The sequence below is a fragment of the Streptomyces noursei ATCC 11455 genome (genome assembly GCF_001704275.1).
GTDB lineage: Bacteria > Actinomycetota > Actinomycetes > Streptomycetales > Streptomycetaceae > Streptomyces > Streptomyces noursei.
In genome coordinates, this window is record NZ_CP011533.1 from 2,751,078 (window position 1) to 2,776,320 (window position 25,243).

A 25,243-nucleotide genomic window follows, 5' to 3' on the forward strand; every position below is an offset into this window, starting at 1 on the left:
AGGGCGGGAGGCGGCCCGCCCTTCGTCAGGCAAGGTGCCGGTCGCGTACCTCCAGTTTCTCCAGTATTCCGGTGGCGTGGTCTCTCGATTCGTCGGCGGTGTCCATGGCCTCGACGCAGGTCCAGTACATCCCCTCCTCCTCTGCCGAGATCACCACTGCCACCAGCGCCTCGCACACCTCTCGAAGCAGTTGGCACAGGCCGACAAGGACTGCCTTGACGTCACGTATCTCGGTCAGCTGAGCCGCCCGCAACCCGTCGGTGGTCGCTGTCGAGCACAGCAGTCCCCCGCTGAACCGCCCGCTCGCATCGCCCAACCCCCGGGCTCTGGACCGCACTTCGTACGGACCGAATATCGCGAGATGGCTACCTATCGCCTCTGCCAAGGCTTGCGCCTGCCACGCCTCGACGAGCACGTCATGCACCGTGTTCGTCTGTGCCAGACTGCGTCGGCTGGCCGCGATGATCCGCACCGCGTCCATCTGCGTTCCCCCTTCCTTCTCCATATGCATTCACCCCGCTCTCCTTCCACTACCCAGAGTGAGGGTCAACAGCCAAAAACGCCAGAGGAATTCGCAAATCTGTGGACAACCAAGGCGCTGTGGAAAGATCCATGACTCCATAGAGTGACAAGAGGCGATTTCGGAACGGTCGCGGCGGCAGTTCCGGCCCCCAAGGGCACCTCGCGTGGCTGCGCTCCCACCCATATCCCAGCATGAATCGCGCCACGTACGGCACTCAAAGCACTTTCGACCTACCAGCCACTGCAGTCCCTGCTGTTGGACGCCGTCCCCATTCCGCATAAATCACGACTCATGGCGCACGGCACGGAGGTGGCGGTGTGGGCGACAGCGGCGGCAGTGGCGCACGGGCCGGCGCACGGCAGGCAGTGCGAGCCGTCCCACGACCGGCGCGAAAAAGCCGGCGGGGCGGAGGCCCTTGCCCCGCCCCGCCGGCCGTATCCCCTCGGCTGACGCCCGCCGCTGGTCCGTCCGACGGCTACTCGTCGCCCCGCGGTCGGTCCGGCGGTGCCTGCCGGACCGCCGGGAACCGCGTCTCATTGCGCTCGATCTTCGCGGCGAGCGCGGTCAGCGGGTCGATCCCCAGTGCCTGGCAGAACTGCAGGAGATACGCCAGGACATCCGCGACCTCGTCCGCCACCCGGCCGGCAGACTTCGGGTCGGACATCACCTTCGCCGACTCCTCCGGCGTCAACCACTGGAAGATCTCGACCAGTTCCGCGGCCTCGACGCTGAGCGCCGCGGCCAGGTTCTTGGGTGTGTGGTACTGCTGCCAGTCCCGGGCGGCCGCGAACTCGGCCAGGCGTCGCTGCAGGGCATGAAGATCCTCACTCATACCCCTAGGTGTAGCACCTGCACCTCGGGCAGCCCTTCGGCGACCGACGGGTCCCGCACCGTGCCCAGCAGTCTGACGTGTCCGCGTTCGGCCATCCGCACCGCCAACGACACCAGTTCCCGCACCTGCCGGCGATCCATGCAGCGGTCCATGCCGTCCGCCATCACCGTCATCTGCTGCAGCGCCGACGGGATCTCCCCCGCCGGATCCATGGCAAGCACCCCGGGACCGGTCAGGAGCACCAGCGCCAGCGCGAGGAACCTCAGTTCGCCGTCGCCGAGCTGCTCGACGGGCATCTCTCCCAGAACACCACGGTCGAGGACGGTCCGGAGGTCCCGCGGATCCGGAGTCGCCTGCCGACCCAGCGCCGCGGCACCATCGGCTTCTCCGGCGGCCACGGCATCCGCCACCGTCGCCGCGTCCGGCTGCCGGGGAACCGCGCGCAGCCCGTCAACAGGCCCGGAGCACGCCTCCCGTACGGCCGCCACCAGCACGGCGTGCCTCCGGGAGCATTCGCGGCTGGTGCGCTCCAGTACGGCGGACAGGTTGTCGCAGGACGATCGCAGCCGTCCTTCGTCGCGCTCCTCGTCCTCACTCCAACCGCTGGCCCCACCGCCGTTCCGTGCGCCTTTGCGTCCGCGCGTACCCGTCGTACCGCCCGTACCGCCGGATCCCCCTCCCTTCCCCGGGCGGCCGGAGCCACCACCCCGGCCACCGGCGCGTGTGCCGGCACCGCGCCCCGCGCCTCCCGTTCCGGACGTACCGCCTCCCATTCCGCCGTCAGGCGCGCCGCCAACCGCCGGCTGGCCCCGCATGGCCTCCGGTCGCGGATCGCACACAAAGGCTGAACGCAGCGCCACCACGACTTGTTCCGCGGCGGCCAGGACGAGGCGCTGCCCCTCCGTCTTGCCCGCCACACGCAGCGGGAGGAGGGAGGTGGCCAGCCGGTCGTCGGGCAGCGGCGCACGGGTCACCGGCGTCGCACCCGCGGTGTGCCAGGCAGCCTGGACGGCGGGACGGGCGGGGTCGGTGAGGGCGGTGGTGAGCAAGGTCTCGCCGCGACCCGTCAACCGCTCGCCGACGATACGGAGTTCGGGTTCGGCCTGCACGGCGAGGTCGAGGTGGACGGGACCCACCGGGCCGTCGACCGTACAGCCGAGACGGAAGCCGCGCCGCCCCTGGTCATCGGGGCGCGCGCCGGCCGGTACGCAGGCGGAGGCCCCACCCGCCACCACCCCCACGGCCCGCTCCAGTGGGTCTCCGCTGCCGAGCCGGGCGAGGATCTCGTACGCCTGCAGCACACTGGACTTGCCGCTTCCGCTGTCGCCGCTGAGCAGGGTCAACGGGCCGAGCGGGAGGGTGGTGCCGCGATGGGACTTGAAGGCGGACAGCCGTAATTCGATGACGGCCGGACGCGGACTGTCGGTATCCATGCGGGGACGCTATGCAGTCGCACGCACGGAGAACCGTTACGCCCAACTGCTCTTCCTACGAATGGGGGACGGAACCCGTTGCCGGTTCCGCGACCTCGGTGCCGACCGGCGCCAACAGGAACACATTGGTGTCCACGCGGTGCATTCCGCTGCCGAGGCCGAAGACGACGCCGCTGGCGAAGTCCAGGATGCGCTTGGCGACATCGGTGTCCGCGCTGCTGAGGTCCAGCAGGACCGGCAACTGCGCCATGAGGTACTCGGCCACTTCCCGGGCGTCCGCGAAGGTCTGGACACGGATGACGATGAACCGCCGCGTTTCTTCCGTCGGTTCGTCGTCCGGGAGCGCGCGGTGGTCGGGCCACGAGGGCCATTCGCTGCCGCCGCGTAGCGGTACGACTTCAGCGAGCCCTTCCCACTGCTCGTCGGTGGCATCGGGGCCGTTCACCGAATCACCTCACCCAGAGGAGCGCTGGCTTTCTGCGGTATGTGCATCGCACGATTCTAGAGATAAACCTACAAACGTCGCTGACTGCGACACACGAGGCGGCGCAGCCGTTCCCATCCTGCCTCATAGCTCTGACCAGTGCGGACAGCTCGGCGAATCCACCGGGTCGAGTTTCTGTATGCCTGTTCATCCTCTCTTGTGACGGAGCAGGCGCCCGCCCCCAGGGCCACGTTGCGGACGTGCCTGACAACTACTCACGTCGCCGGGCGCCATGTACCCCTGAGCGTTCGTGAGCTCCTCACCCACGGGCGGATGCGCGGTGTGCACCGCAGCGGTGGAAGACGTGTCGTTCGTCACGAGGGCGACGCGGCGGACGGGCGACGGACCCGAGGCGGTCCGCAACCGGTAGAGGACTCGCGTTCGTTGCCACCACGCGGCGGTACACGCAGGCGTGCGCGAGCGCCTCGCCCCTCGACTCCGGCCGGCCGGCGCCTGCGCCTGCTTCTGTGTCTGCGGAGGCTTCCACGTCGGGGATTCCGCGCGCGGGCGGCATGCCCCGTCGACGCACAGGCCGAGCGGAGAACACGGACCGGACGGAGGCGACGGGCCGGGCGGAGGCCACCGGCCGGGCGTTCCCGCTGGTCGAGGGCATTGTCAGTGGGGTCTCTTACGGTGGATGCATGAGTACGGAGAGTGTTCGGGAAGGAGCTGGCGTGGGCAGGTCGCGCCCGCCGTGCGAGAGACGAGGCGGATCGCTCGGCGGGTCGTGGCGGCCTACGGGTCAGCGGGCCAGACGACCGAGGAGAGCGGAGGCCACGGCGATACCGGCGACCGAGGCGGCGACGAGGACGGCGAAATCGAGGGCCAGATGAGAGGGGGTCCCTAGGAGCAGCCCGCGGAGGGCGTCGACCTGATAGCTGAGGGGGTTGATCCGACTGACGGTCTGTAGCCAGCCGGGCATGACCGCCACGGGATAGAGGGCGTTGGAGGCGAAGAAGAGCGGCATGGTGATGGCCTGGCCGATGCCCATCAGGCGGTCTCGGGTCAGCACGATGCCGGCGATCGAGATCGACAGGCAGGAGAAGAACGCGGAGCCGAGGATCACGGCGACGGCCACGCCCAACAGTCGTAGCGGATTCCAGGTCATGGCCACACCGAGCAGAGCGGCGATGACGATGACCACCACGGCTTGGAGCAGTGCCTTCAGTCCGGCGGCGAACGCCTTGCCGGCGATCAGGGCGGACCGCGGGGTGGGGGTGACCAGGAGTTTGGTGAGGATCCCGGCGTCCCGCTCCCAGATGATCATGATGCCGTAGAAGATCGCGATGAACATGGCGGACTGGGCGATGATCCCGGGCGCCAGATAGTCGATATAGGGGGTGCCACCAGTGGGAATGGCCTTGATACGGGTGAAGGTCTCGCCGAAGACCACGAGCCACAGGGCGGGTTGGACGGCGCGGGTGTAGAGCTCCGTGCGGTCATGGCGCAGTTTCTGCAACTCGACCACGCACATCGCGACGACTCTGGCGGGCAGCACCCGCCAGCCCGTGCGGGGGCGCGGTGGAATCAGCAGCAGGTCCAAGTGGCGGGCGGCGGCCGGGGGCTCAACCGACCCTGGTTGCGGTGCGGCGGGTGCTTCTGACATCGCGGAAGTCTCCTGACTGCTCGTCGAGTCCGGTGCCGGCGACGTCGCGGAAGACGTCCTCCAGCGTCGGCTCGACATCGGACGAGGCAGAAGTGCGGGGCGCGGACGGTGTCGTCGTGGTGGTGCGCGCGGCCTGTGCCCGACGGGCACGCAGGTCCGAGCGGAGTTCGGCGGGTGTGCCGAGTGCGCGGATCCGGCCGCGGTGCATCAGGGCGACGCGGTCGCAGTACTGCTCGGCCTCGTCCATGTAGTGGGTGGTGACCAGGACGGTCATGCCGGTCGCGGCGCGGACCACGTTGATGTGCTCCCAGACGGTGGTGCGGGCTATCGGGTCGAGGCCGATCGTCGGTTCGTCGAGCATCAGCAGGCGGGGGGCGCTGACCAGTGCCTGGGCGAGTTCCAGTCGGCGGATCATGCCGCCGGAGTACGTGCTGGCGAGCCGGTTCGCGGCGTCGGTGAGGCCGACGGCCTCCAGCGCCTGGCCGACCCGGGCGGCGCGCTCGCGGCGTGGGATGTCGAAGACCCTGGCGAAGAGTGCGACATTCTCCCGTCCGGTCAGTCCGGCGTCGGCGGACAGCTGCTGCGGCACGTAGCCCAGGAGTCGCCGGACGGCCATCCGCTCCCGTGCCGCGTCATGCCCGAAGACTCGCACCATGCCAGTGGGGACGGGCAGGAGGGTGGTGATGCAGCGGATGGCGGTGGTCTTGCCCGCGCCGTTCGGCCCGAGCAGGCCGAAGACCTCACCGGGGCGGACGGACAGGTCCACCCCGTCCACGGCGCGGGTCTCACCGAAGGCGTAGCGGAGGCCGCGACAGGCGAGGGCGTCGGGAAGCGGATCCCGGTCCGGGACGGAGGTCCGGTCCGGGCCGGGAGTCCGGTCCGGGTCGGGGGCCGTCGGGCTGCCGGTCGGTGTGCCCGCGGTGTGCCGGGGCTGTGTGGTGTGCAGGGACTGGCCGGGTGCGGCCCCTGGCACCGGCCGGCCCGGGTCTTCGCTGGTCATGGTCCCTCCGTCTGCTGATGCAGGTTGCGGGCGAGCTGGCGCAGCGCCGGAAGGGCGGCCTCCAACGCGGCCCGGTCGGCTTCCGGGAGGCTTTCGAGCTGTTCGCGGACGAGGGCGCTGCGGCGGGTCTCCCAGTCGTGCAGCCGTGACCGGGCCGCCGGGGTCGGGAAGAGCAGGGCCGAGCGTCGGTCGGCGGGGTCGGTCTCGCGGCGGAGGTAGCCGGTTCCGCTGAGCTGGTTGACCAGGGTGGACACCGAGTTGCCCGCCAGGTAGAGCTCTTGTGCGGCGGCGGAGACGCGGATGCCGGGCCGGTTGGCGACCAGCCGCAGCAGTTCGACCTCCGCGCCGCGCAGGCGAGGGCCGGGCAGGCCGGGCCGGAGCCGCCGGCGGATCAGCCGCTGGATGCCCGCCAGTATGTCGGCCAGCTCGTCAGGGAGGTCCCCATTAGCCATATGTCGACTTTAACTCTCATTGCGAGGCAAGGCAGGTGGTGAGCGGTCGACGGGGTGGGGCGCCGACCACTTCCGGATCGGTAGGTACCGATCCCGGATCGGTAGGTGACGGCGCGGGCCGGCGCTCCTGGCCGATCGTGCACCACGGGTGCGACAAGGCGGGGCGGGTAGCATCGCGCTCCATGGCCAGGCCCAAAGAGTTCGATCCGCACGCCGCGCTCAAAGTGGCGATGGAGACCTTCCGCCGCCGCGGGTACGAGGGCACGTCCGTGCAGGATCTCGTGGACGCGTTGGGGATCAATCGCTCCAGTATGTACGCCGCTTTCGGTTCCAAACACGACCTCTACCTCAAGGCCCTGGAGCGCTACAGCGCGGACGAGAAGGCCAAGGCGGAGCACGATCTGGCCGGCGACGGTCCCGCGCTGCCCGCTCTGCGCGCCTTCCTGCTGTCCTACGTGGACGCCGCCCTGACGGACCCCGAACGCAACGGGTGCCTGGTCACCCACGGCGTGCTGGAACGCGTTCCCTGCGACCCCGAGGCCACCACACGGCTGCGAGCCGCCCTGCGCGGCATGGAGGACGCCTACGCCGCCCTGCTGCTGCGGGCCCGGGCCAACGGTGAACTCGCGCCGGGTACGGACGTGAAGAGCGCGGCGCGGTTCCTCGTCACGTTCACCCAGGGGCTGCGGGTGATGGAGAAGGCCGCGGACCGGGAGTACCTGATCGAGGCCGTGGACCAGGCGCTGAGCGTCTTCCGCGCCAGAGCAGCCGCCGCCGCGGATCCCGAAGGGGACGAGGCGACGCCCGACGAACGCGCCGCCGGCTGACGGTCGCCGACCCACCCCGGCCGTCCCTTGCCGGTCAGTCTCCCGGAGGAGGAGGCGGGGCCGGAGCTCCCACGGGCAGTGCGATCCTGGCACCCGGTCGACCTCTCTGCCGCTGGTGCGGTCCTCCACGGCCACGACCGGGATGCCGGTCTCGCCCAACGTCCCGGCGATCTCCCGGGACGTGAGGATCGCGACGGCCTCGCCCGCCTTGCCCCTGGCGGAGACGGTGTCGGTCGCCTCCACGATGACGTGGCGAGCCCAGCCCCACCGGGCACGTACGCGCTCCAACGAGATCTTGAGGAAGAGACTGGTGCCGAGTCCATTGCCGCAGACCGTCAAGACCTCGTGCACCACGGGAACTTCGGCGCCTTCGGCCGGGCCGCGCACCTCTGGCGCGGCCGACAGCGCGCGCAACGATGCGGAGTCCGGAGCCTCCCGCAGGGCCGGGGCGATGTCGGGGTCGGCAAGCAACCGCGCCAGAGCCGAGGGCCGGCGAGGGAGTGAGGGTGGGCGAACGCGGGGACAGACGAGTCAGGAGGCGGAAGGCGGCACCACATCGGTGGCATGGCACCCATGACACCGACGGGAAGTCCAACCAGGCAAGGAACGGGAAGCCGAGAAGCCAACCACGGGGCATCCAATGGGTATTGTGGCGCCGCGTGGGCGACAGCACGGTGTGGACCTTGGCAATTGCGGCAGTGACAGGCGGAACGGCGGTACTGGCCAGCTGGGTGACCAGTCGCGGCAGTACGCAGGCCGCCAAGATCCAGGCAGAGACGGCGGCGCGCTCGCAGCGCGCGGAGAGGCTGCGGGAGAGCCGACGCACCGCCTATCTGGACCTGATCGAACAGACCCACCGAATCGGCGAGTTGTACTGGGAGATCTCCGCGGAGCTTCGGGAGTCCGCCTCGTCGACGCGGACCGCCAGGCTCGACGCCCTGCTCGACCGGGAGATCGCGGAGTACGCGAAGATCCGCCGCTGTGCGCGGGTCGTGGAGTTGGAGGGCCCGCCCTCGGCCGCGGCCGCGGCACTCGCCCTTCAGAAGGCGACCGGACCGTTCTACGAGGCGCTCAGGGCGGGCCTGGCGGACGGCGCGGACGGCCAGGAGGTGTTCAACGCCGCGTACAACCCCTTCTGGAGGGCGCTGGAGAACTTCGTGGACTCGGCCCGGGACGCACACCAGACAGACTGAGCACCCCCAGCCAGGGAGACAACGCGTCCCGAAGGCCCCATGCCCCGGATCCTCACACCAACCGGTCCGGGATCGCCGCGTCATAAGGGGCGACCTCGCCGAGCCGGCCGTGCGGCGCCCCGTCCGCCGACTCCGGGTCGGCGACCAACGCGCGCGCCACGGCAGCGGCGGCGGGCGGAGCACGGATCCGTTCCAACCCATCGGACGTGTACGCGAGGCACGCCTGGTAGTGACCGTTCTCCCCCTGCCACAGGCACCACGATCGGGAATCCGGGCGAGACGGCAGCCCTGAGCGCCGCCACCACTTGGCGGCGAAGAGAACCCACGAAGCAGGATCGCCGCCCACCCATCGATCCGCCAATGGGTGCCGTACCGACCACAGCAAGTTGTCGACGATAGCCCTGGCCTTGTCAGTGAGGGAACGGCGCCACAAAAGAGCGACGACCGCAAAACAGCGATGACCCGCCCGATAGGCACCACCCACCGTCCGGTCCGCCGAACGACCACGGTGGCGAGCATGAGCATCGCCCTCTCGCTCATCGGAGCGCTGCTCGGGGCGACGACCGTCCTGACAGTGGAGAGGGGCATCCGGCCCGCCCGCCGGGCTTCCAGCCCACCCCATCACCCGTTTGGCGTAGCAGGGCGGTCGCCGGCACCCGGCTCCGAGTGACCCGGAAGTGACGGGTGAAGCGGCGTGGTCACGCGCCGCGCCCACCGGTCCCGGACGGGAACGGCCAAGGCGGGGCCGGTACCGCCTGCGTACGATAACCGGGACGAAAAGGGCCTTTCTGGCCGAATAGGGTCTGTCCGATGGGTCAGGGTCGGCAAGGCCGCGGCGTCTGGTGCGGTGCATCGCAAGGCGCCGGAGCGGCTCGATAGCGGAGCTATTGGGGCGTTTCGGCAACGCGGCGAGGTGCCGTACCAGACGCCGCGGACCCGGCCCTGACCCATCGGACAGGCCCTAGCGAGGGCACGCATGCCTTCTTGCCGCCCGTGACCGCGGGCGGCAATTCGCTCGTCGCTCGCAACAATTCAGCTCTCCGACGAATCCACCCCGTCCGTCTCACTCCAGGAGTCCGGAATGGCACAGGAAGCCGATAGCACCGTCTGGAACTGCCCATTCGATTACGCCGAGGCGCTGGAGTTCGATCCGACGCTCCGACGAATCATGACCGAAGAACCGGTCGCACGTATTCGACTGCCCTACGGCGAGGGCGAGGCGTGGCTGGTCACGCGGTACGAGGATGTGCGGACGGTGACGACGGACCGGCGGTTCAGCCGGCACGCAGTCATCGGCCGGGACTTCCCACGGATGACGCCGGAACCGATCGTCCAGGACGAGGCGATCAACGTGATGGACCCGCCCGCGAGCAGCCGGCTGCGGAGCCTGGTGGCAAAGGCGTTCGCCCCCAAGCAGGTGGAACGCATGCGGGAGGGCACGCAGCGCGTCGTGGACGAGTTGCTGGACCGGATGGCCGAGGACGGGGCGCCGGGCGACCTGATGGACAACCTCGCGCAGCCGCTGCCGCTGACCACGATCTGCGAGGTGCTGGACATCCCGGAGGACGAGCGCGCGCAGCTGCGCGGGTACGCCCGGACGATGATGAACGTCAGCCTCGACAACAAGGACAACGCCATCCGGGCCAAGGCCGAGATGCGCGAGTACTTCACGGAGCTGACCGCACGGCGCCGGCGTGACCCCGGGGACGACCTGATCAGCGCGCTGGCGACGGCCCGCGTCGGGGACGAGGTCCTCGACGCGAAGGAACTCACCGTCATGGCGATGGTGCTCCTCATCACCGGCCAGGACACCACCACCTACGAGATCGGCAACCTCTCGTACACGCTGCTGACCCGGCCCAAGGACCTGGCGATGCTGCGGGAGCACCCCGAGGCGCTGCCACAGGCGATCGAGGAGATGCTGCGGTTCATCCCGTTCCGCAAGGGAGTTGGCATCCCACGCGTCGCGCTGGAGGACGTGGAGCTGAGCGGGGTGACGATCCAGGCCGGGGACATCGTGCACGTCTCGTATCTGACCGCCAACCGGGACGGCGCGAAGTTCGAACGGCCCGACGAGCTGGACCTCTCGCGCGAGCCCACCGGACACATGACGTTCGGCTGGGGCGCGCACCACTGCTTGGGGGCCCCACTGGCCCTCACGGAGCTTCAAGTCGCGCTCAGCACCCTGCTGAAGCGGTTCCCCGACCTGAAGCTGGCCAAGCCGGCCGAGGAAGTCCGGTGGAACACCACGGCGATCTGGCGCTATCCGCTGGCTTTGCCTGTGGTGTGGTGAGTTGCCGGGGCCGCGGTAATTCCGCGGCCCCGGCTGCAGAATGCGGAACTCACTCCCTTGGCGTACGGTCTAGGAATGACCCATCTGCACGGGGAGAGTTCATTCTTCGACGGATGGCCCGCTCGCGTCCTTCCAAGGGTCTGTGTCGTGAGACCGACGGAATCGCCGAAGATTTCGCCGATCGACATGGAAGCGACAAAGACGCGAAATGCAGCGCGAGAACAGCACTGAGCGGACCACAGTCTGCAAGGAGTGCATCCGATGGCCGTTTTGTGCAAGCCGGCAATCGCGGTCCCTGAATACATCATCACCAGGGACGACACCCTCGAACTGGCACGTCAGCTGCACGCGAACCACTCGCAGCTGAATCTCGTGCTGAGACTGATCGAGCACACGGGCGTCGTACGGCGGCATCTGATCCAGCCGATCGACAAGGTGCTGGAGCATCCGGGATTCGACGCCCGCAGCGCCATCTACGAAGAGGAGTCCAAGGCACGCGTCCCCGCTGTCGTGCGCCGGGCACTCGACCACGCGGAGCTGGAGCCACGGGAGATCGACCTGATCATCTACGTGTCGTGCACCGGCTTCATGATGCCGTCGCTGACGGCGTGGCTCATCAACCACATGGGGTTCCGGTCGGACACGCGTCAGATTCCGATCGCCCAACTCGGTTGTGCCGCAGGCGGTGCCGCGATAAATCGCGCACACGACTTCTGCCAGGCGTATCCGGACGCCAACGTCCTGCTCGTCGCCTGCGAGTTCTGCTCGCTGTGCTACCAGCCCGACGACGACGGAGTCGGATCGCTGCTGTCCAACGGCCTGTTCGGGGACGCGGTGGCGGCGGCCGTGATGCGCGGCAAGGGCGGTACGGGCGTCCATCTGCAGCGGAACGCCTCGTACCTCATACCGCACACCGAGGACTGGATCTCCTACGCGGTGCGCTCCACCGGGTTCCACTTCCAGCTGGACAAGCGGGTCCCGGGCACCATGGAACCGCTCGCGCCGGCGCTCCGCGCCCTCGCGGAGGAGCACAAGTGGGACGCGGGGAACCTGGACTTCTACATCGTCCACGCGGGCGGTCCGCGCATCCTCGACGACCTGTGCCGCTTCCTGGAAGTGCCGCCCGAGGCATTCCGGTTCAGTCGGGCGACGCTGACCGAGTACGGCAACATCGCCAGTGCGGTGGTGCTCGACGCCCTGGCCCGCATGTTCGACGAGGCGTCGGCACAGGACGGTCAGCGCGGCCTGCTGGCCGGCTTCGGCCCCGGCATCACCGCGGAAATGTCCCTGGGCACCTGGACGACGTCGCCGAACTGAGCCGCGGAGCACGCAGCTCGAATCCCTGAGCAGTGAGCCTGACTTGACGAGCCGTCGCGGGGCGGCTCGTCAAGCATGCGTACGACGGGCCACACCGGGCGGCGCGCTTCGAGCTTCCCTGGGGACGAGCCAAGGAACACCCTCAGAACGGGCTCAGCACTCGTCGCCACCCGCCGCGCCAACTCCCCCGCCGTTCAACGCCATTCACCGCCGTGCACCACCGGCCTCCTCATCCACCACCGCGAACGCGCTGATGAAGGTGCCCACCGCGGCGGCAACAGTGGCACGCAGTTCGTCGTCGGAGACAGTACGGGTGCCGAGGACAGTGCGCCCCTCCAGCGGGCCGGTGAGCAGCGCGACGAACTGCTCGGCGGCCCGCACCGGATCGGTCAGGCGCAGTCGGCCGGCCAGCGCCAGCCGGGCCAACCGGTCCGCGAGCGCCTCCGACAGCTGGTTCGGGCCGTGCCCCCACACCCTCTCGAAGAGCTCCGGGAACCGCGTGATCTCCGCGTACAACAACCGTCGCAGGGCCCAGGCTTCGTCGCTGGAGTGGCACAGCAGCAGGCGGTACCCGACGTCGGCGAGCACACCGGACAGGTCCTCGACGTCACTGGCGAGACCCGCGACGACCGCGAGACTCTTGGCGGTGGCCTGCTCGGCGGTGGCGGCCATGGCCTCCCGGAAGAGGTCCTCCTTGCCGCCGAAGTGGTTGTAGAGCGTCGGCTTGGCCACACCGGCCTCGTCGGCGATCGCATCGACGCTGGCCTTCCCGTAGCCCTCACGGGCGAACACGGCGAAGGCCGCATCGAGGATGGCGTGGCGCTTGTCGATCCGCCCACGCCCGGCCCGCCGGGAGACCGCGGACGCTGAGAGATTGGCTCCACTCACCCCGCCAGCATACCCACGCCCCCAATACATTGAACTATCCGGTTCAACCAGCCCATACGCCCACCTCCCCACAGAAAGGGGCGAGCTTGACGTACTGTCGGCTCCAACCCTCGACACTCGCCAACGCCCGAAACGCAGAAAAGCCCCGCACCATAAGGTGCGGGGCTTTCCCACGATGATAGTTCGGCGGCGTCCTACTCTCCCACAGGGTCCCCCCTGCAGTACCATCGGCGCTGAAAGGCTTAGCTTCCGGGTTCGGAATGTAACCGGGCGTTTCCCTAACGCTATAACCACCGAAACACTATGAAACAAAGAACAACCGTTGGTCTGTTCGTGGCTTCAGAACCAACACAGTGGACGCGAGCAACTGAGGACAAGCCCTCGGCCTATTAGTACCAGTCAACTCCACACCTTACGGCGCTTCCATATCTGGCCTATCAACCCAGTCATCTACTGGGAGCCTTACCCCATCAAGTGGGTGGGAGCCCTCATCTCGAAGCAGGCTTCCCGCTTAGATGCTTTCAGCGGTTATCCTTTCCGAACGTAGCCAACCAGCCATGCCCTTGGCAGAACAACTGGCACACCAGAGGTCCGTCCGTCCCGGTCCTCTCGTACTAGGGACAGCCCTTCTCAAGACTCCTACGCGCGCAGCGGATAGGGACCGAACTGTCTCACGACGTTCTAAACCCAGCTCGCGTACCGCTTTAATGGGCGAACAGCCCAACCCTTGGGACCGACTCCAGCCCCAGGATGCGACGAGCCGACATCGAGGTGCCAAACCATCCCGTCGATATGGACTCTTGGGGAAGATCAGCCTGTTATCCCCGGGGTACCTTTTATCCGTTGAGCGACGGCGCTTCCACAAGCCACCGCCGGATCACTAGTCCCTACTTTCGTACCTGCTCGACCCGTCAGTCTCACAGTCAAGCTCCCTTGTGCACTTACACTCAACACCTGATTACCAACCAGGCTGAGGGAACCTTTGGGCGCCTCCGTTACCCTTTAGGAGGCAACCGCCCCAGTTAAACTACCCACCAGACACTGTCCCTGATCCGGATCACGGACCCAGGTTAGACATCCAGCACGACCAGAGTGGTATTTCAACAACGACTCCACACCAACTGGCGTTGGCGCTTCAAAGTCTCCCACCTATCCTACACAAGCCGAACCGAACACCAATATCAAGCTATAGTAAAGGTCCCGGGGTCTTTCCGTCCTGCTGCGCGAAACGAGCATCTTTACTCGTAATGCAATTTCACCGGGCCTATGGTTGAGACAGTCGAGAAGTCGTTACGCCATTCGTGCAGGTCGGAACTTACCCGACAAGGAATTTCGCTACCTTAGGATGGTTATAGTTACCACCGCCGTTTACTGGCGCTTAAGTTCTCAGCTTCGCCCCACCGAAATGGAGCTAACCGGTCCCCTTAACGTTCCAGCACCGGGCAGGCGTCAGTCCGTATACATCGCCTTACGGCTTCGCACGGACCTGTGTTTTTAGTAAACAGTCGCTTCTCGCTGGTCTCTGCGGCCACCCCCAGCTCAGACAGTAAATGTCATCACCAGAAATGGCCCCCCTTCTCCCGAAGTTACGGGGGCATTTTGCCGAGTTCCTTAACCATAGTTCACCCGAACGCCTCGGTATTCTCTACCTGACCACCTGAGTCGGTTTAGGGTACGGGCCGCCTTGAAACTCACTAGAGGCTTTTCTCGACAGCATAGGATCATCCACTTCACCACAATCGGCTCGGCATCAGGTCTCAGCCTTAACGTGTGACGGATTTGCCTACCACACGGCCTACACCCTTACCCCGGGACAACCACCGCCCGGGCTGGACTACCTTCCTGCGTCACCCCATCGCTTACCTACTACAAGTCTGGTCCGTCGGCTCCACCACTCCCCTCAACTCCGAAGAGATCAGGGCGGCTTCACGGACTTAGCATCGCCTGATTCAGTATTGGGCGCTTCAAAGCGGGTACCGGAATATCAACCGGTTGTCCATCGACTACGCCTGTCGGCCTCGCCTTAGGTCCCGACTTACCCTGGGCAGATCAGCTTGACCCAGGAACCCTTAGTCAATCGGCGCAAGAGTTTCCCACTCTTGTATCGCTACTCATGCCTGCATTCTCACTCGTGAACCGTCCACAACTCGTTTCCACGGCTGCTTCACCCGGCACACGACGCTCCCCTACCCATCACAACAGGCGTTAGCCCTCATGCTGCAATGACACGACTTCGGCGGTGTACTTGAGCCCCGCTACATTGTCGGCGCGGAATCACTTGACCAGTGAGCTATTACGCACTCTTTCAAGGGTGGCTGCTTCTAAGCCAACCTCCTGGTTGTCTCTGCGACTCCACATCCTTTCCCACTTAGCACACGCTTAGGGGCCTTAGTCGATGCTCTGGGCTGTTTCCCTCTCGACCATGGAGCTTATCCCCCACAGTCTCACTGCCGCGCTCTCACTTACCGGCATTCGGAGTTTGGCTAAGGTCAGTAACCCGGTAGGGCCCATCGCCTATCCAGTGCTCTACCTCCGGCAAGAAACACACGACGCTGCACCTAAATGCATTTCGGGGAGAACCAGCTATCACGGAGTTTGATTGGCCTTTCACCCCTAACCACAGGTCATCCCCCAGGTTTTCAACCCTGGTGGGTTCGGTCCTCCACGAAGTCTTACCTCCGCTTCAACCTGCCCATGGCTAGATCACTCCGCTTCGGGTCTTGAGCATGCTACTCCAACGCCCTATTCGGACTCGCTTTCGCTACGGCTTCCCCACACGGGTTAACCTCGCAACATACCGCAAACTCGCAGGCTCATTCTTCAAAAGGCACGCAGTCACGACCACACAGCAAGCTGCATGGCGACGCTCCCACGGCTTGTAGGCACACGGTTTCAGGTACTATTTCACTCCGCTCCCGCGGTACTTTTCACCATTCCCTCACGGTACTATCCGCTATCGGTCACCAGGGAATATTTAGGCTTAACGGGTGGTCCCGCCAGATTCACACGGGATTTCTCGGGCCCCGTGCTACTTGGGTGGCTCTCAAGCAAGCCGCTGACATTTCAGCTACGGGGGTCTTACCCTCTACGCCGGACCTTTCGCATGTCCTTCGCCTATATCAACGGTTTCTGACTCACCGACCGGCCGGCAGACCGATCAAGAAAGCTCCCACAACCCCAACCACGCAACCCCTGCCGGGTATCACACGTGACTGGTTTAGCCTCATCCAGTTTCGCTCGCCACTACTCCCGGAATCACGGTTGTTTTCTCTTCCTGCGGGTACTGAGATGTTTCACTTCCCCGCGTTCCCTCCACACTGCCTATGTGTTCAGCAGCGGGTGACAGCCCATGACGACTGCCGGGTTTCCCCATTCGGACACCCCCGGATCAAAGCTCGGTTGACAGCTCCCCGGGGCCTATCGCGGCCTCCCACGTCCTTCATCGGTTCCTGGTGCCAAGGCATCCACCGTGCGCCCTTAAAAACTTGGCCACAGATGCTCGCGTCCACTGTGCAGTTCTCAAACAACGACCAGCCACCCACCACCCCAACCCTAAGGCTGAGTTCACTGGGGCCGGCATCGCGAAGGTTCAGACCGTAGTCCGTACCCTCAGATACCCAACAGCGTGCCCGACCCGACCAGATGAGACCCTGCGTTCCACGCCGAAGCAGTACTAACAGTCCTCACACCAATCGCGCCGAGTAGTCAACGTTCCACCCATGAGCAACCAGCATCAGACACTCGCTGATGTACTGGCCTCTGACCAAGCAAAGCTCGGTAAGAAGTGCTCCTTAGAAAGGAGGTGATCCAGCCGCACCTTCCGGTACGGCTACCTTGTTACGACTTCGTCCCAATCGCCAGTCCCACCTTCGACGATTCCCTCCCACAAGGGGTTGGGCCACCGGCTTCGGGTGTTACCGACTTTCGTGACGTGACGGGCGGTGTGTACAAGGCCCGGGAACGTATTCACCGCAGCAATGCTGATCTGCGATTACTAGCAACTCCGACTTCATGGGGTCGAGTTGCAGACCCCAATCCGAACTGAGACCGGCTTTTTGAGATTCGCTCCACCTCGCGGTATCGCAGCTCATTGTACCGGCCATTGTAGCACGTGTGCAGCCCAAGACATAAGGGGCATGATGACTTGACGTCGTCCCCACCTTCCTCCGAGTTGACCCCGGCAGTCTCCTGTGAGTCCCCATCACCCCGAAAGGCATGCTGGCAACACAGAACAAGGGTTGCGCTCGTTGCGGGACTTAACCCAACATCTCACGACACGAGCTGACGACAGCCATGCACCACCTGTACACCGACCACAAGGGGGGCACTATCTCTAATGCTTTCCGGTGTATGTCAAGCCTTGGTAAGGTTCTTCGCGTTGCGTCGAATTAAGCCACATGCTCCGCTGCTTGTGCGGGCCCCCGTCAATTCCTTTGAGTTTTAGCCTTGCGGCCGTACTCCCCAGGCGGGGAACTTAATGCGTTAGCTGCGGCACGGACGACGTGGAATGTCGCCCACACCTAGTTCCCAACGTTTACGGCGTGGACTACCAGGGTATCTAATCCTGTTCGCTCCCCACGCTTTCGCTCCTCAGCGTCAGTATCGGCCCAGAGATCCGCCTTCGCCACCGGTGTTCCTCCTGATATCTGCGCATTTCACCGCTACACCAGGAATTCCGATCTCCCCTACCGAACTCTAGCCTGCCCGTATCGAATGCAGACCCGGGGTTAAGCCCCGGGCTTTCACATCCGACGCGACAAGCCGCCTACGAGCTCTTTACGCCCAATAATTCCGGACAACGCTCGCGCCCTACGTATTACCGCGGCTGCTGGCACGTAGTTAGCCGGCGCTTCTTCTGCAGGTACCGTCACTCTCGCTTCTTCCCTGCTGAAAGAGGTTTACAACCCGAAGGCCGTCATCCCTCACGCGGCGTCGCTGCATCAGGCTTTCGCCCATTGTGCAATATTCCCCACTGCTGCCTCCCGTAGGAGTCTGGGCCGTGTCTCAGTCCCAGTGTGGCCGGTCGCCCTCTCAGGCCGGCTACCCGTCGTCGCCTTGGTGAGCCATTACCTCACCAACAAGCTGATAGGCCGCGGGCTCATCCTTCACCGCCGGAGCTTTCCACACGGAGATCATGCGACCCCGTGTCATATCCGGTATTAGACCCCGTTTCCAGGGCTTGTCCCAGAGTGAAGGGCAGATTGCCCACGTGTTACTCACCCGTTCGCCACTAATCCCCGACCGAAGCCGGTTCATCGTTCGACTTGCATGTGTTAAGCACGCCGCCAGCGTTCGTCCTGAGCCAGGATCAAACTCTCCGTGAATGCTTTCCGGACTGCGTTTAATAAAAAACTGCCGGTATCAACACTCGCGTTGAGCGGAACCACAAGGAGGAATAATCCTCGCGGTTCACAGCGTCCTCGCTGTGCGCCTCCCAAAGCTATTGGAAGGACTTTTCAAAGGAACCTCATCTCCATGATGGAGACGGGGTATCAACATATCTGGCGTTGACTTTTGGCACGCTGTTGAGTTCTCAAGGAACGGACGCTTCCTTCGGCCACCCTCGCGGGCTTCCTCCGGGCGCTTCCCTTCGGTCTTGCGTCTCCGACTCTATCAGATCCTTTCGGCTCCGATTTTCGCCGGTGCGATTCGGCCTTTCGGCTTCCTCGCGGTTCCGACTTTATCAGATCCTTTTTCGTTTCCGGGCCGCTTCCCGAGGGGCGCTACCGGCTTCGAATTTGGTTCCGATTTTCGTCGGAGGGGTTCGCCTTTCGGCGTGGTCACTACTTTAGCGGATTCCCTCGGTGACTCATAATCGAGTCCCGTTCCGAATTTCGGCATGCCGAAATTGTTCCCGGTGAGGGGCCGTTCGGTAGTGGTGTGCCGCTGATGCGGCGGAATGGCTGCCGTGGGGCCTGTCGGCTCCGCGGCAACTCGAAGAACTTACACGATCCTATGGGTGCGGCGCGACTTGGGGCCTGTCTGTGGTGGTTCGAGAGAGCCGGGACCGCTGGGTCGTGTCCGCCTGGCCGACAAAGCGGCTGGTCAGCGGGTGCCCATGAGGCATGGCGCATCCCATGTTCTGTCCGGGGCGGCGCGCTCGGCGGGGGGGGCAGGGCTCGTGCGAGCGGGCCGTGTGTCTCGCTGTGTCTCGCTTCGGCGATCTCGTCGGCCCCGTCGCACGTCGTAAGGGGTGCTGCAGGGGGCCGCTCCTCATGGGGCGGAGGCCGGAGGACTCTTCCCTGTTCATGGCGCCCTGCCCCTTCTGCGTTGCCGGAGATCCTGGAGCGGGCGGCGCCTGGGGTTGGTTTCCTGGCACTGGAAGGCCAGGAAACCAAGTGTTGAGGGCTGTCGTGCGTGCCGTACGTGCCACACGGGCAGGCAATCGTCGCCGTGGAACGGCGACGAGCGCACCGCGGGGTGCGGTGCGCTCGTCGGGGCGACGGAGCCGGCGGCGTTCTGCCAGGTCCCGTGGAGTCTGCCCGCGGGAGGCGGGCGTGCGTTGTGCTCGTCGTCCGTAGCGCCCGCGGTGCACACGATGTGTGCGTGCGAAAGCGCGGGTCAGGAGCGCTTTGCGATCTTTTCCAGGATCACCACGCACTCGACGTGGTGCGTCGTCGGAAACATGTCACATGACGAGGGATTGGAAGAAGCACCAGTTCAGAGGGCGTCCATCGATCCTTCGAGTGGGCTGCTGGGGTCCTGGAGCGCCGAACGAGCGTCATGACTCCCAACGCGACAGATCTCTGCTCGCCAATGGCTCGGTGCTCGTCGGATCTGCGCCTGCCGTGCTCTCGAGATGCGCCTCAGCGGGAGCCCGGTCCAAGGTCCGTGAGCAAGGTGTCCAACACCGTTTCCTCCTCGACCCGGACACCGCACTCAGCGAGAGCGACGGCCAGGGCAGGGTCCCAGGCGGTTGCGGCGGGCGGGCCCGTCAGCTCCGGGGCTTCGGCCACTGCGGTCACTGCTGCTCGGTAATCGGCAGCCGTGTAGCGCCACGGCCGCCAGGGGACGCTCCGCGCCAGCGCTGCGGCGATTCGCACGCCGCCCCAGTCGAAATCGCCGTGGTAGACAAGGCGGGCTCCCCGCATGGACAGGTCGCGCAGCAAGGTGAGCGCGGCGGCCGACGGTTGCCCCTGGAGGCACACCATGGGCGGGCACTCCGGACCGAGAGTGTCGGCGGCGGCGGACAGCACGGCCGGGTTCTCGCAGATGTACACGGTTCCCGTCGTCGGAACGGAGGCAACCGGGGGGCGACCGGTGAGGGAGCGGAGTGTCAGCACCGCCGGCTCCCCCGCGTCGGCCATCCAGTCGAGGGCTGGCGTACCGCGCAGGTTGAGGGTGAGGACGGTCGATGACAGGTCGTCCTTGAGCAAGCCCGCCGAGGCCCATGCCTCCCGCCGCCACTGCGCACCGGAGCCGTCGGGGAAGCCGGTGAGGCAACGGATGCCGGACAGGACGAGAGTGGCGAGCGGCGTCCCCTCGTCCAGGGCATGAGCGCTCGAAAGGTTCCGTGCCGCGAACGTCGCCCGCGACGTCGGGGGTGACGCGGGCAGCGCACGCAACGCGCGCACGGCGGCCTCCACCAGGGGGCCCGCGGCCTCCGGTATTCGGGCGAGGCGCCGTACGAGACCGTCACCGCGGATCCGCTCGGCCCAGCGGGCCAGCTCCCCGTCGAGGATGCCGAGCGGGGCGTACGCCTCCTCCCAGGCCCGTTCCTCCCTGTCCCGTGTCTCGGCGTGGAGTACGACCGGGCCGGTGAGGGCGACGGCGGCCGCCGCCAGTCCGTCGGGGCTGACACCGGAGCGCCGCAGGATCTCGTCCACGGTGGCGAGGCGAATGCTCAGGGAGCCGCTGGATCGTGGTGCCCGTCCCAGCAGGCGTTCGGCGGCGCGTCGTTGGGATTCATCGGGGTCGGACAAGGTGACGGAGCCGGTGAGCGGCCGGCCGCGTGCCATGCGCTGCCGCACGCGCTCCACGAACCAGGCAAGGCCGGGATCGCCAAGCAGGCGTCCGAGGCGCTCGGTATCGACGTCGGTCCGGGCTTCTGCCGGTGGCGGCACGGCCGGCACCGCGTCCACGGTGGCGGCCGGCGGTGTCGTGCGTCCGGCCGCCGTCCGGCCGCCGTCGCGGTCAGGCCGGGTCGCCGAAGGGGTCACGTCCACAGGGCCCCCTGTCCGCCGGAGCTGTCGACGACGGCGGTCCACCCTGGCTCACCGGAAGGACTCACCGGTCCGTCGGCCCCCTCGCCGGTTTCGCCGGCACCGGCAGCCGCCGCGAACGCGTCCGGCCGGGCACCGGGCTCCGTGCCGCGCCGCCGTTCGCTGCCGTCCCATTCCCACCGCGTCACCAGTACGGCGTCGATGTCGTCGACGCGGGAGAGCTGGGCGATGGCGATGCCCGGCACCTGGGGGTAGCAGGCCCATTCCCGTTCGCTGGTCATGACGACGTCGAGGTCGAAGGCGCGCAGCAGACCGAGGCACTTGGCGCGCGAGTCGTCGTCGACGCCGGCGAACGCCTCGTCCAGGGTGACCAGGCGCGGGGCGTGCGCGCCGCCCGCGCTCGCGTAGTGCGAGGATGCGGCGGCGAACAGGGGTACGGATGCGGCCAGTACCCGCTCCCCGCCCGAGGCGGGTCCGGTGGCCGGTACCCACTTGCCGTGCTGGTGGCGTTCGACGCCGAACTCGTGCCAGGACCGGTAGTCGAGGGCGGCGGTGAGGTCCTCCAGCCAGCTGCCGGCGCTGTCGTCGGCCTGCCGGTGTGCGATCTGCTCCTGGAGGAACGCGCCGACTGCGGCCCGGTCCTCGGGCGACCACGCGTCGGCCGACTGACGCAGCCGTTCGCGGGCTTGGGCCAGTCCCTGCGGGGCCCGGCGGGACGCTCTCCACACCAGCCGCAGCTTCATGCCCGTGGAGGTCGGGCGCTCCTCCAGCTCCCTGTTCATGGCGGCCACCTGCCGTTCGGCCGCCCCGATCATTTCCTGGAGGGTCCCGGCGACCTCGGTGATCAGATGGGTCTGGAGGATCTCGCGCTCGCGTGCGGACAGGATGCGGGTCAGTTCCGCGACCTCCACAGCCAGTGCCTCGGCGAGTTCGGGCACGGCCCGTTCCCGGCCCTGGTAGACGATGCCGACCCGCATACCGTCCTCGCTCGGGCGGGCGGTGGCGGTGTGGCCGTGCCGCGACAGCGCGTCCTGGAGCCTGCCGAACTCCTCGCTCAGCCGTTTCTGCACGCGCTCCCAGGCCGCGTCGGTGTCGTCGACCGAGGAGAGCCGGGACTCCACGGCTCGCGCGAGGGCGACGGCGGGGCTCGCCGCCCACGTCCCTGTGCCGTCGTCCGGCACGTCGATGTCCGGCAGCGCGACGGCGAGCAGCCCCGTCGCGGCGAACCGCTGTAGCGCCGCGACGGCTTCCTCCCGCGCGGCGGTCGCCTCGGTGACGTCCTCGGCGAGCCGCTCGATGCGTCCCTCGGCGCGGCTGGCCCGCCGGTCGGCGTCACCGTGCTCCGCCCGGGCCTGCCGCTGCTCGTGCTCGCAGACCCGGGCCGCCTCGGCCGTCTCCTCCAGTTGCCTCTGCAGCTCGGCCACGGCCGCTCCGACGGTGGAGCGGAGCGTCGCGAGGTGTTCGTCCGCCGCCGCGGCCACCCGAGCCGCCTCCGCAGCGCGCTCCGCGAGTTCGGACACGAGGAGGTCGGCCCGGCTGGTCTCCTCCCGCTCACCGGTCACCGCGCGCTCGGCCTCCGCGCGTTCGCGCAGTGCGGGCCACAGGGCCGCCAGGAGGGCGGTGTGGTCGGCGAGCGCCTGGCGCACGGCGCCCAGTGCCGTGTGGTCGGCGGGGAGGTGCAGGGCCGACGCGGTGTCGGCGAGTTCGGCCGCCGCACGGTCGGCCCGCTCCGCCGCCGGAGCCAGTTCCGCGGCCCGTTCGTCCCGCCGGGCACGGGCGCGACGGACCGCCTCGGCCGCGGCGGTGACGCGTGCGTGGGCGTGCCGCAGGTCGTCGTCGCCGGGCAGTGCGGCGAGTTCGGCGTCCAGCACCGCACGGCGCCCGGCCACGGTGCGGGACTCCTCGGCCAGTCGTTCCCGCTCCGCCCTCAGGCCGTCGATCTCGGCGCGCAGTTCCCCGATGCGGACGCGGCGTGCCTGTTCCCGCGCTCCTTCCCCCACGTACTGGGCGCTGTCCTTGGCCCAACTCCCGGTGAGCGCCCCGACGCGGAAGCGCCCGTCCGCGCAGACCCAGGTGTCGTGGCCACCGGCCTCCCAGGAGGCCTCGCCGTGCCCGTCGCCGCCCGCCAACCCGATCGAGGCGAGCAAGCGCGCGACCGTCTCCTCCCCCACGGCGGCGGCCCCCGCGTCCGCGGGGTCGACCGCCGGGCACAGCGCGCGGTCGAGTCCGGTCCCGCCGAGCAGCCCGACCGGGTCGAGCAGCACGTCATGGCCGTCCGCCACGACCGCGGAGCCGTCCGGGCGCACCCAGGCGTCGAGGATCCCTGACGCCTCCAGCGCGGCTTCCAGTCCCGCGCGGTCCGCCTCGGTGACGTGCGGGCGGAAGTCGACCAGCCGCCACAGCGGAGCGCCGGGGCCCCGGTCCCGCACGCCGGGTGTGCGCGTGGGGGGAGCCGCGGGGCCGCGCTGACGACCCGTTTCGAGAGCGGTCAGTTCCTCCACCGCCAGCCGCTGCCGCTCCGCCGTCGCCGCCTCGCGGTGGGCCAGTCCGGCCGCCCGGTCGGCCAGGCGGGAGGCGGCGGCGCGATGCGCCTCGCTCGCCGCCGTACGGGCCGGCGGCGGGCCGTCCAGACCGCCGGCCCAGTCCTGTACGGCGTCCAGGACCCCGGGCAGCACGGGCACCCGCAGCTCCACGCATCCGGAGAGGTGCTCCCGTACGGCCGTGACCAGCGCCCGCCCCTCCCGGGCGACGTCCTCCTCCGCCTCGGCCAGCCGCTCCTCGGCGTGCACGGCCTCCTCGTCGGCCTCGTCGGCGCGCAGCCAGGCGGCTCGGTGCCGCTCCTCGGCCTGCTCGGCCCGCGTGACGAGCTCCGCCACATGCTCGACGGCGCGCCGCCTGCTCGCGGTCGCCTCGTCCGCCTCCCGGCGCAGCACCGCGTCGGGGGCTCCCGCCGTCCTGGGGAGGTCGAGCCGGGCGGCCCCGGCGCTCTCGGCCACCCGGTCCCGGATGCCGTCCAGCGCCTCACGGGCGGCCGTGAGCCGGTTGTCCGCGGTGGCGAGCCGGCCCAGGGCCCGGGTGTGTGCCTCGGCCGCCGTACGCCGGTCCGCCTCGGCCCGCTTCAGCTCTGCGGCCGTGCGGGAGGCGTCGTCCGCCGCCCGGTCGAGCGCGCGGGCGTCGCGCATCTCGGGCCGGGACCGCAGCGTGGCGTCCTGAGCGGCCAGCCGCGCGGCCCGCTCGTCGAGGGCGGCACCCCTCTCCCTGGCCTCCTCGCGGTCCACCAAGGCCCGGTCCCGGTCCACCTGTGCCCTGGCGAGTTCCCGTTGCAAGTTCTCGTACCGGGCGTGTTCGCGGCGGGGCAGGCGGGCGCGGCGCCGGGAGGCGAGGCGGGCGTAGCGGCGGTAGTGGTCGAGGAACGCCGAGGACGCCTGTTCCGCCTCGCGGGCCGCCCGCAGTTCCTCCTTCTCCTCGTCCAGCGACCGGAACGCCTCCGCCGCGTCGGCGACGACCGCCTGGTCCATCGGCGGCAGCGCCTCGGTCAGTGCCCGGGACAGGGCGGCCTCGCTGGGTCGCTTGGACAGCTGGGGCTGGCGCAACTGGATCAGGAGGTCGACGAGGGCGCCGTAGCGCCGCTCCCCCAGCCCGAACAGGGCTTCGTCGACCGCCCTGCGGTAGGCCTTCGCCGTGTCGTACACCATGCCGTGGCCGCCGACGGCCTCGGCGAGCCGGTCCCGGGACAGTGCCGTCCCGGTCGCGTCCAGCAGGTCGAGACCGGCGCCGACCCGCTGGCGGGTGACCGCGAACCAGTGGCGGGCGATGCCTCGTCCGGCGACCGCCTTCAGCCCGCACAGCAGGGTGCGGAAGTGCGCCTCGCCCGTGCTGCCGTCGAGTCGTCCGAACTCGATCCAGGTGTAGCCGAGCCGTTCGGGATACGGGTGCGCGCCGCCCAGGAGCAGGTTCCATTCCATGCGCTTGCCGGGGTCGCCGTCTGGTTCGACGCGGCGGGCGGAGAGGTCGCCGTCCAGGAGGAACGGGAGGGTGAGGGCGAGCACCTTCGACTTGCCGGTGCCATTGTTGCCGCGCAGCAGCAGCCGGCCGTCGCGGAACCAGAACTCCTCGACGTCGTAGTGGAAGAGATCGACGAGTCCGATGCGCAGGGGCCGCCACCGGCCGGGCGCGGGAACGGGCAGCGCGGGGCCGGGCAACTCGGGGCCGGGGAGCGCGGTCACGGGGCGG

At 67.9% G+C, this 25,243-nt stretch carries 15 protein-coding genes, 3 rRNA genes and 1 pseudogene; 4 read left to right on the plus strand and 15 right to left on the minus strand.

What is annotated here, in order from left to right; genetic code table 11:
* Positions 1–25: 25 nt before the first annotated feature.
* The 7 genes from SNOUR_RS11475 to SNOUR_RS11505 form a co-directional block, all read right to left on the minus strand.
* The gene (locus tag SNOUR_RS11475) at positions 26–511 is read right to left on the minus strand and encodes a DUF6099 family protein (RefSeq protein ID WP_312632544.1); all 486 of its coding nucleotides are present in this window, start codon (positions 509–511) and stop codon (positions 26–28) included.
* A gap of 487 nt (positions 512–998) precedes the next feature.
* Positions 999–1,355 (minus strand): nucleotide pyrophosphohydrolase, encoded by a 357-nt coding sequence (locus tag SNOUR_RS11480; RefSeq protein WP_039631946.1) that lies wholly within the window; start codon positions 1,353–1,355, stop codon positions 999–1,001.
* Positions 1,352–2,788: an AAA family ATPase gene (locus SNOUR_RS11485; RefSeq protein ID WP_067346246.1), complete on the minus strand. Its 1,437-nt coding sequence runs from the start codon at positions 2,786–2,788 to the stop codon at positions 1,352–1,354. The genes SNOUR_RS11480 and SNOUR_RS11485 overlap by 4 nt, the downstream gene beginning before the upstream one ends.
* A 55-nt stretch (positions 2,789–2,843) precedes the next feature.
* Positions 2,844–3,233: a cell division protein SepF gene (locus tag SNOUR_RS11490; protein ID WP_039631950.1), complete on the minus strand. Its 390-nt coding sequence runs from the start codon at positions 3,231–3,233 to the stop codon at positions 2,844–2,846.
* A gap of 781 nt (positions 3,234–4,014) precedes the next feature.
* A complete protein-coding gene (locus tag SNOUR_RS11495) occupies positions 4,015–4,878 on the minus strand; it encodes an ABC transporter permease (RefSeq protein ID WP_067346248.1) in 864 nt (287 codons plus the stop codon).
* Positions 4,838–5,878, minus strand: a complete 1,041-nt coding sequence (locus SNOUR_RS11500) for an ABC transporter ATP-binding protein (RefSeq protein ID WP_067346250.1) — start codon at positions 5,876–5,878, stop codon at positions 4,838–4,840. Before SNOUR_RS11500 ends, SNOUR_RS11495 begins: the two co-directional genes overlap by 41 nt.
* The gene (locus SNOUR_RS11505; protein ID WP_067346252.1) at positions 5,875–6,330 is read right to left on the minus strand and encodes a MarR family winged helix-turn-helix transcriptional regulator; all 456 of its coding nucleotides are present in this window, start codon (positions 6,328–6,330) and stop codon (positions 5,875–5,877) included. The genes SNOUR_RS11500 and SNOUR_RS11505 overlap by 4 nt, the downstream gene beginning before the upstream one ends.
* 182 nt (positions 6,331–6,512) lie before the next feature.
* Here SNOUR_RS11505 and SNOUR_RS11510 point away from each other — a divergent pair, with 182 nt between their 5' ends.
* The gene (locus SNOUR_RS11510; protein ID WP_079142532.1) at positions 6,513–7,157 is read left to right on the plus strand and encodes a TetR/AcrR family transcriptional regulator; all 645 of its coding nucleotides are present in this window, start codon (positions 6,513–6,515) and stop codon (positions 7,155–7,157) included.
* A gap of 90 nt (positions 7,158–7,247) precedes the next feature.
* On the opposite strand, the pseudogene SNOUR_RS49240 reads toward SNOUR_RS11510, so the two are convergent.
* Positions 7,248–7,643, minus strand: a pseudogene (locus SNOUR_RS49240) (PTS sugar transporter subunit IIB); the annotation flags it as partial.
* 173 nt (positions 7,644–7,816) lie between these two features.
* On the opposite strand from SNOUR_RS49240, the gene SNOUR_RS11515 reads away from it, so the two are divergent.
* The gene (locus SNOUR_RS11515; protein ID WP_067346254.1) at positions 7,817–8,350 is read left to right on the plus strand and encodes a hypothetical protein; all 534 of its coding nucleotides are present in this window, start codon (positions 7,817–7,819) and stop codon (positions 8,348–8,350) included.
* Between the two features lie 52 nt (positions 8,351–8,402).
* Here SNOUR_RS11515 and SNOUR_RS46160 read toward each other — a convergent pair whose 3' ends face one another.
* Positions 8,403–8,546: a hypothetical protein gene (locus SNOUR_RS46160; RefSeq protein WP_159425853.1), complete on the minus strand. Its 144-nt coding sequence runs from the start codon at positions 8,544–8,546 to the stop codon at positions 8,403–8,405.
* Between the two features lie 885 nt (positions 8,547–9,431).
* On the opposite strand from SNOUR_RS46160, the gene SNOUR_RS11520 reads away from it, so the two are divergent.
* Together SNOUR_RS11520 and SNOUR_RS11525 are read left to right on the plus strand one after the other, a co-directional pair.
* Positions 9,432–10,643 carry a cytochrome P450 gene (locus SNOUR_RS11520; protein WP_067346255.1) on the plus strand — a complete coding sequence of 404 codons (1,212 nt, stop codon included), beginning with the start codon at positions 9,432–9,434 and terminating at the stop codon, positions 10,641–10,643.
* A gap of 261 nt (positions 10,644–10,904) precedes the next feature.
* Entirely contained in the window at positions 10,905–11,960 is a 1,056-nt protein-coding gene (locus SNOUR_RS11525; RefSeq protein ID WP_067346257.1) for a type III polyketide synthase, read from the plus strand.
* Between the two features lie 204 nt (positions 11,961–12,164).
* On the opposite strand, the gene SNOUR_RS11530 is transcribed toward SNOUR_RS11525, so the two are convergent.
* From SNOUR_RS11530 to SNOUR_RS11555, 6 genes are all read right to left on the minus strand, one after another.
* Entirely contained in the window at positions 12,165–12,848 is a 684-nt protein-coding gene (locus SNOUR_RS11530; protein WP_312632545.1) for a TetR/AcrR family transcriptional regulator, read from the minus strand.
* A gap of 181 nt (positions 12,849–13,029) precedes the next feature.
* A 5S ribosomal RNA gene (gene rrf, locus SNOUR_RS11535) occupies positions 13,030–13,146 on the minus strand.
* Between the two features lie 71 nt (positions 13,147–13,217).
* Positions 13,218–16,339 (minus strand): 23S ribosomal RNA (locus SNOUR_RS11540).
* A 304-nt stretch (positions 16,340–16,643) separates the two neighbouring features.
* Positions 16,644–18,172 (minus strand): 16S ribosomal RNA (locus SNOUR_RS11545).
* The 16S, 23S and 5S rRNA genes sit together here, the layout of an rRNA operon.
* Before the next feature lie 1,482 nt (positions 18,173–19,654).
* Positions 19,655–21,013 (minus strand): TIGR02679 family protein, encoded by a 1,359-nt coding sequence (locus SNOUR_RS11550; RefSeq protein ID WP_312632546.1) that lies wholly within the window; start codon positions 21,011–21,013, stop codon positions 19,655–19,657.
* Positions 21,004–25,236, minus strand: a complete 4,233-nt coding sequence (locus SNOUR_RS11555) for a TIGR02680 family protein (protein ID WP_079143401.1) — start codon at positions 25,234–25,236, stop codon at positions 21,004–21,006. The genes SNOUR_RS11550 and SNOUR_RS11555 overlap by 10 nt, the downstream gene beginning before the upstream one ends.
* Between the last annotated feature and the right edge of the window lie 7 nt (positions 25,237–25,243).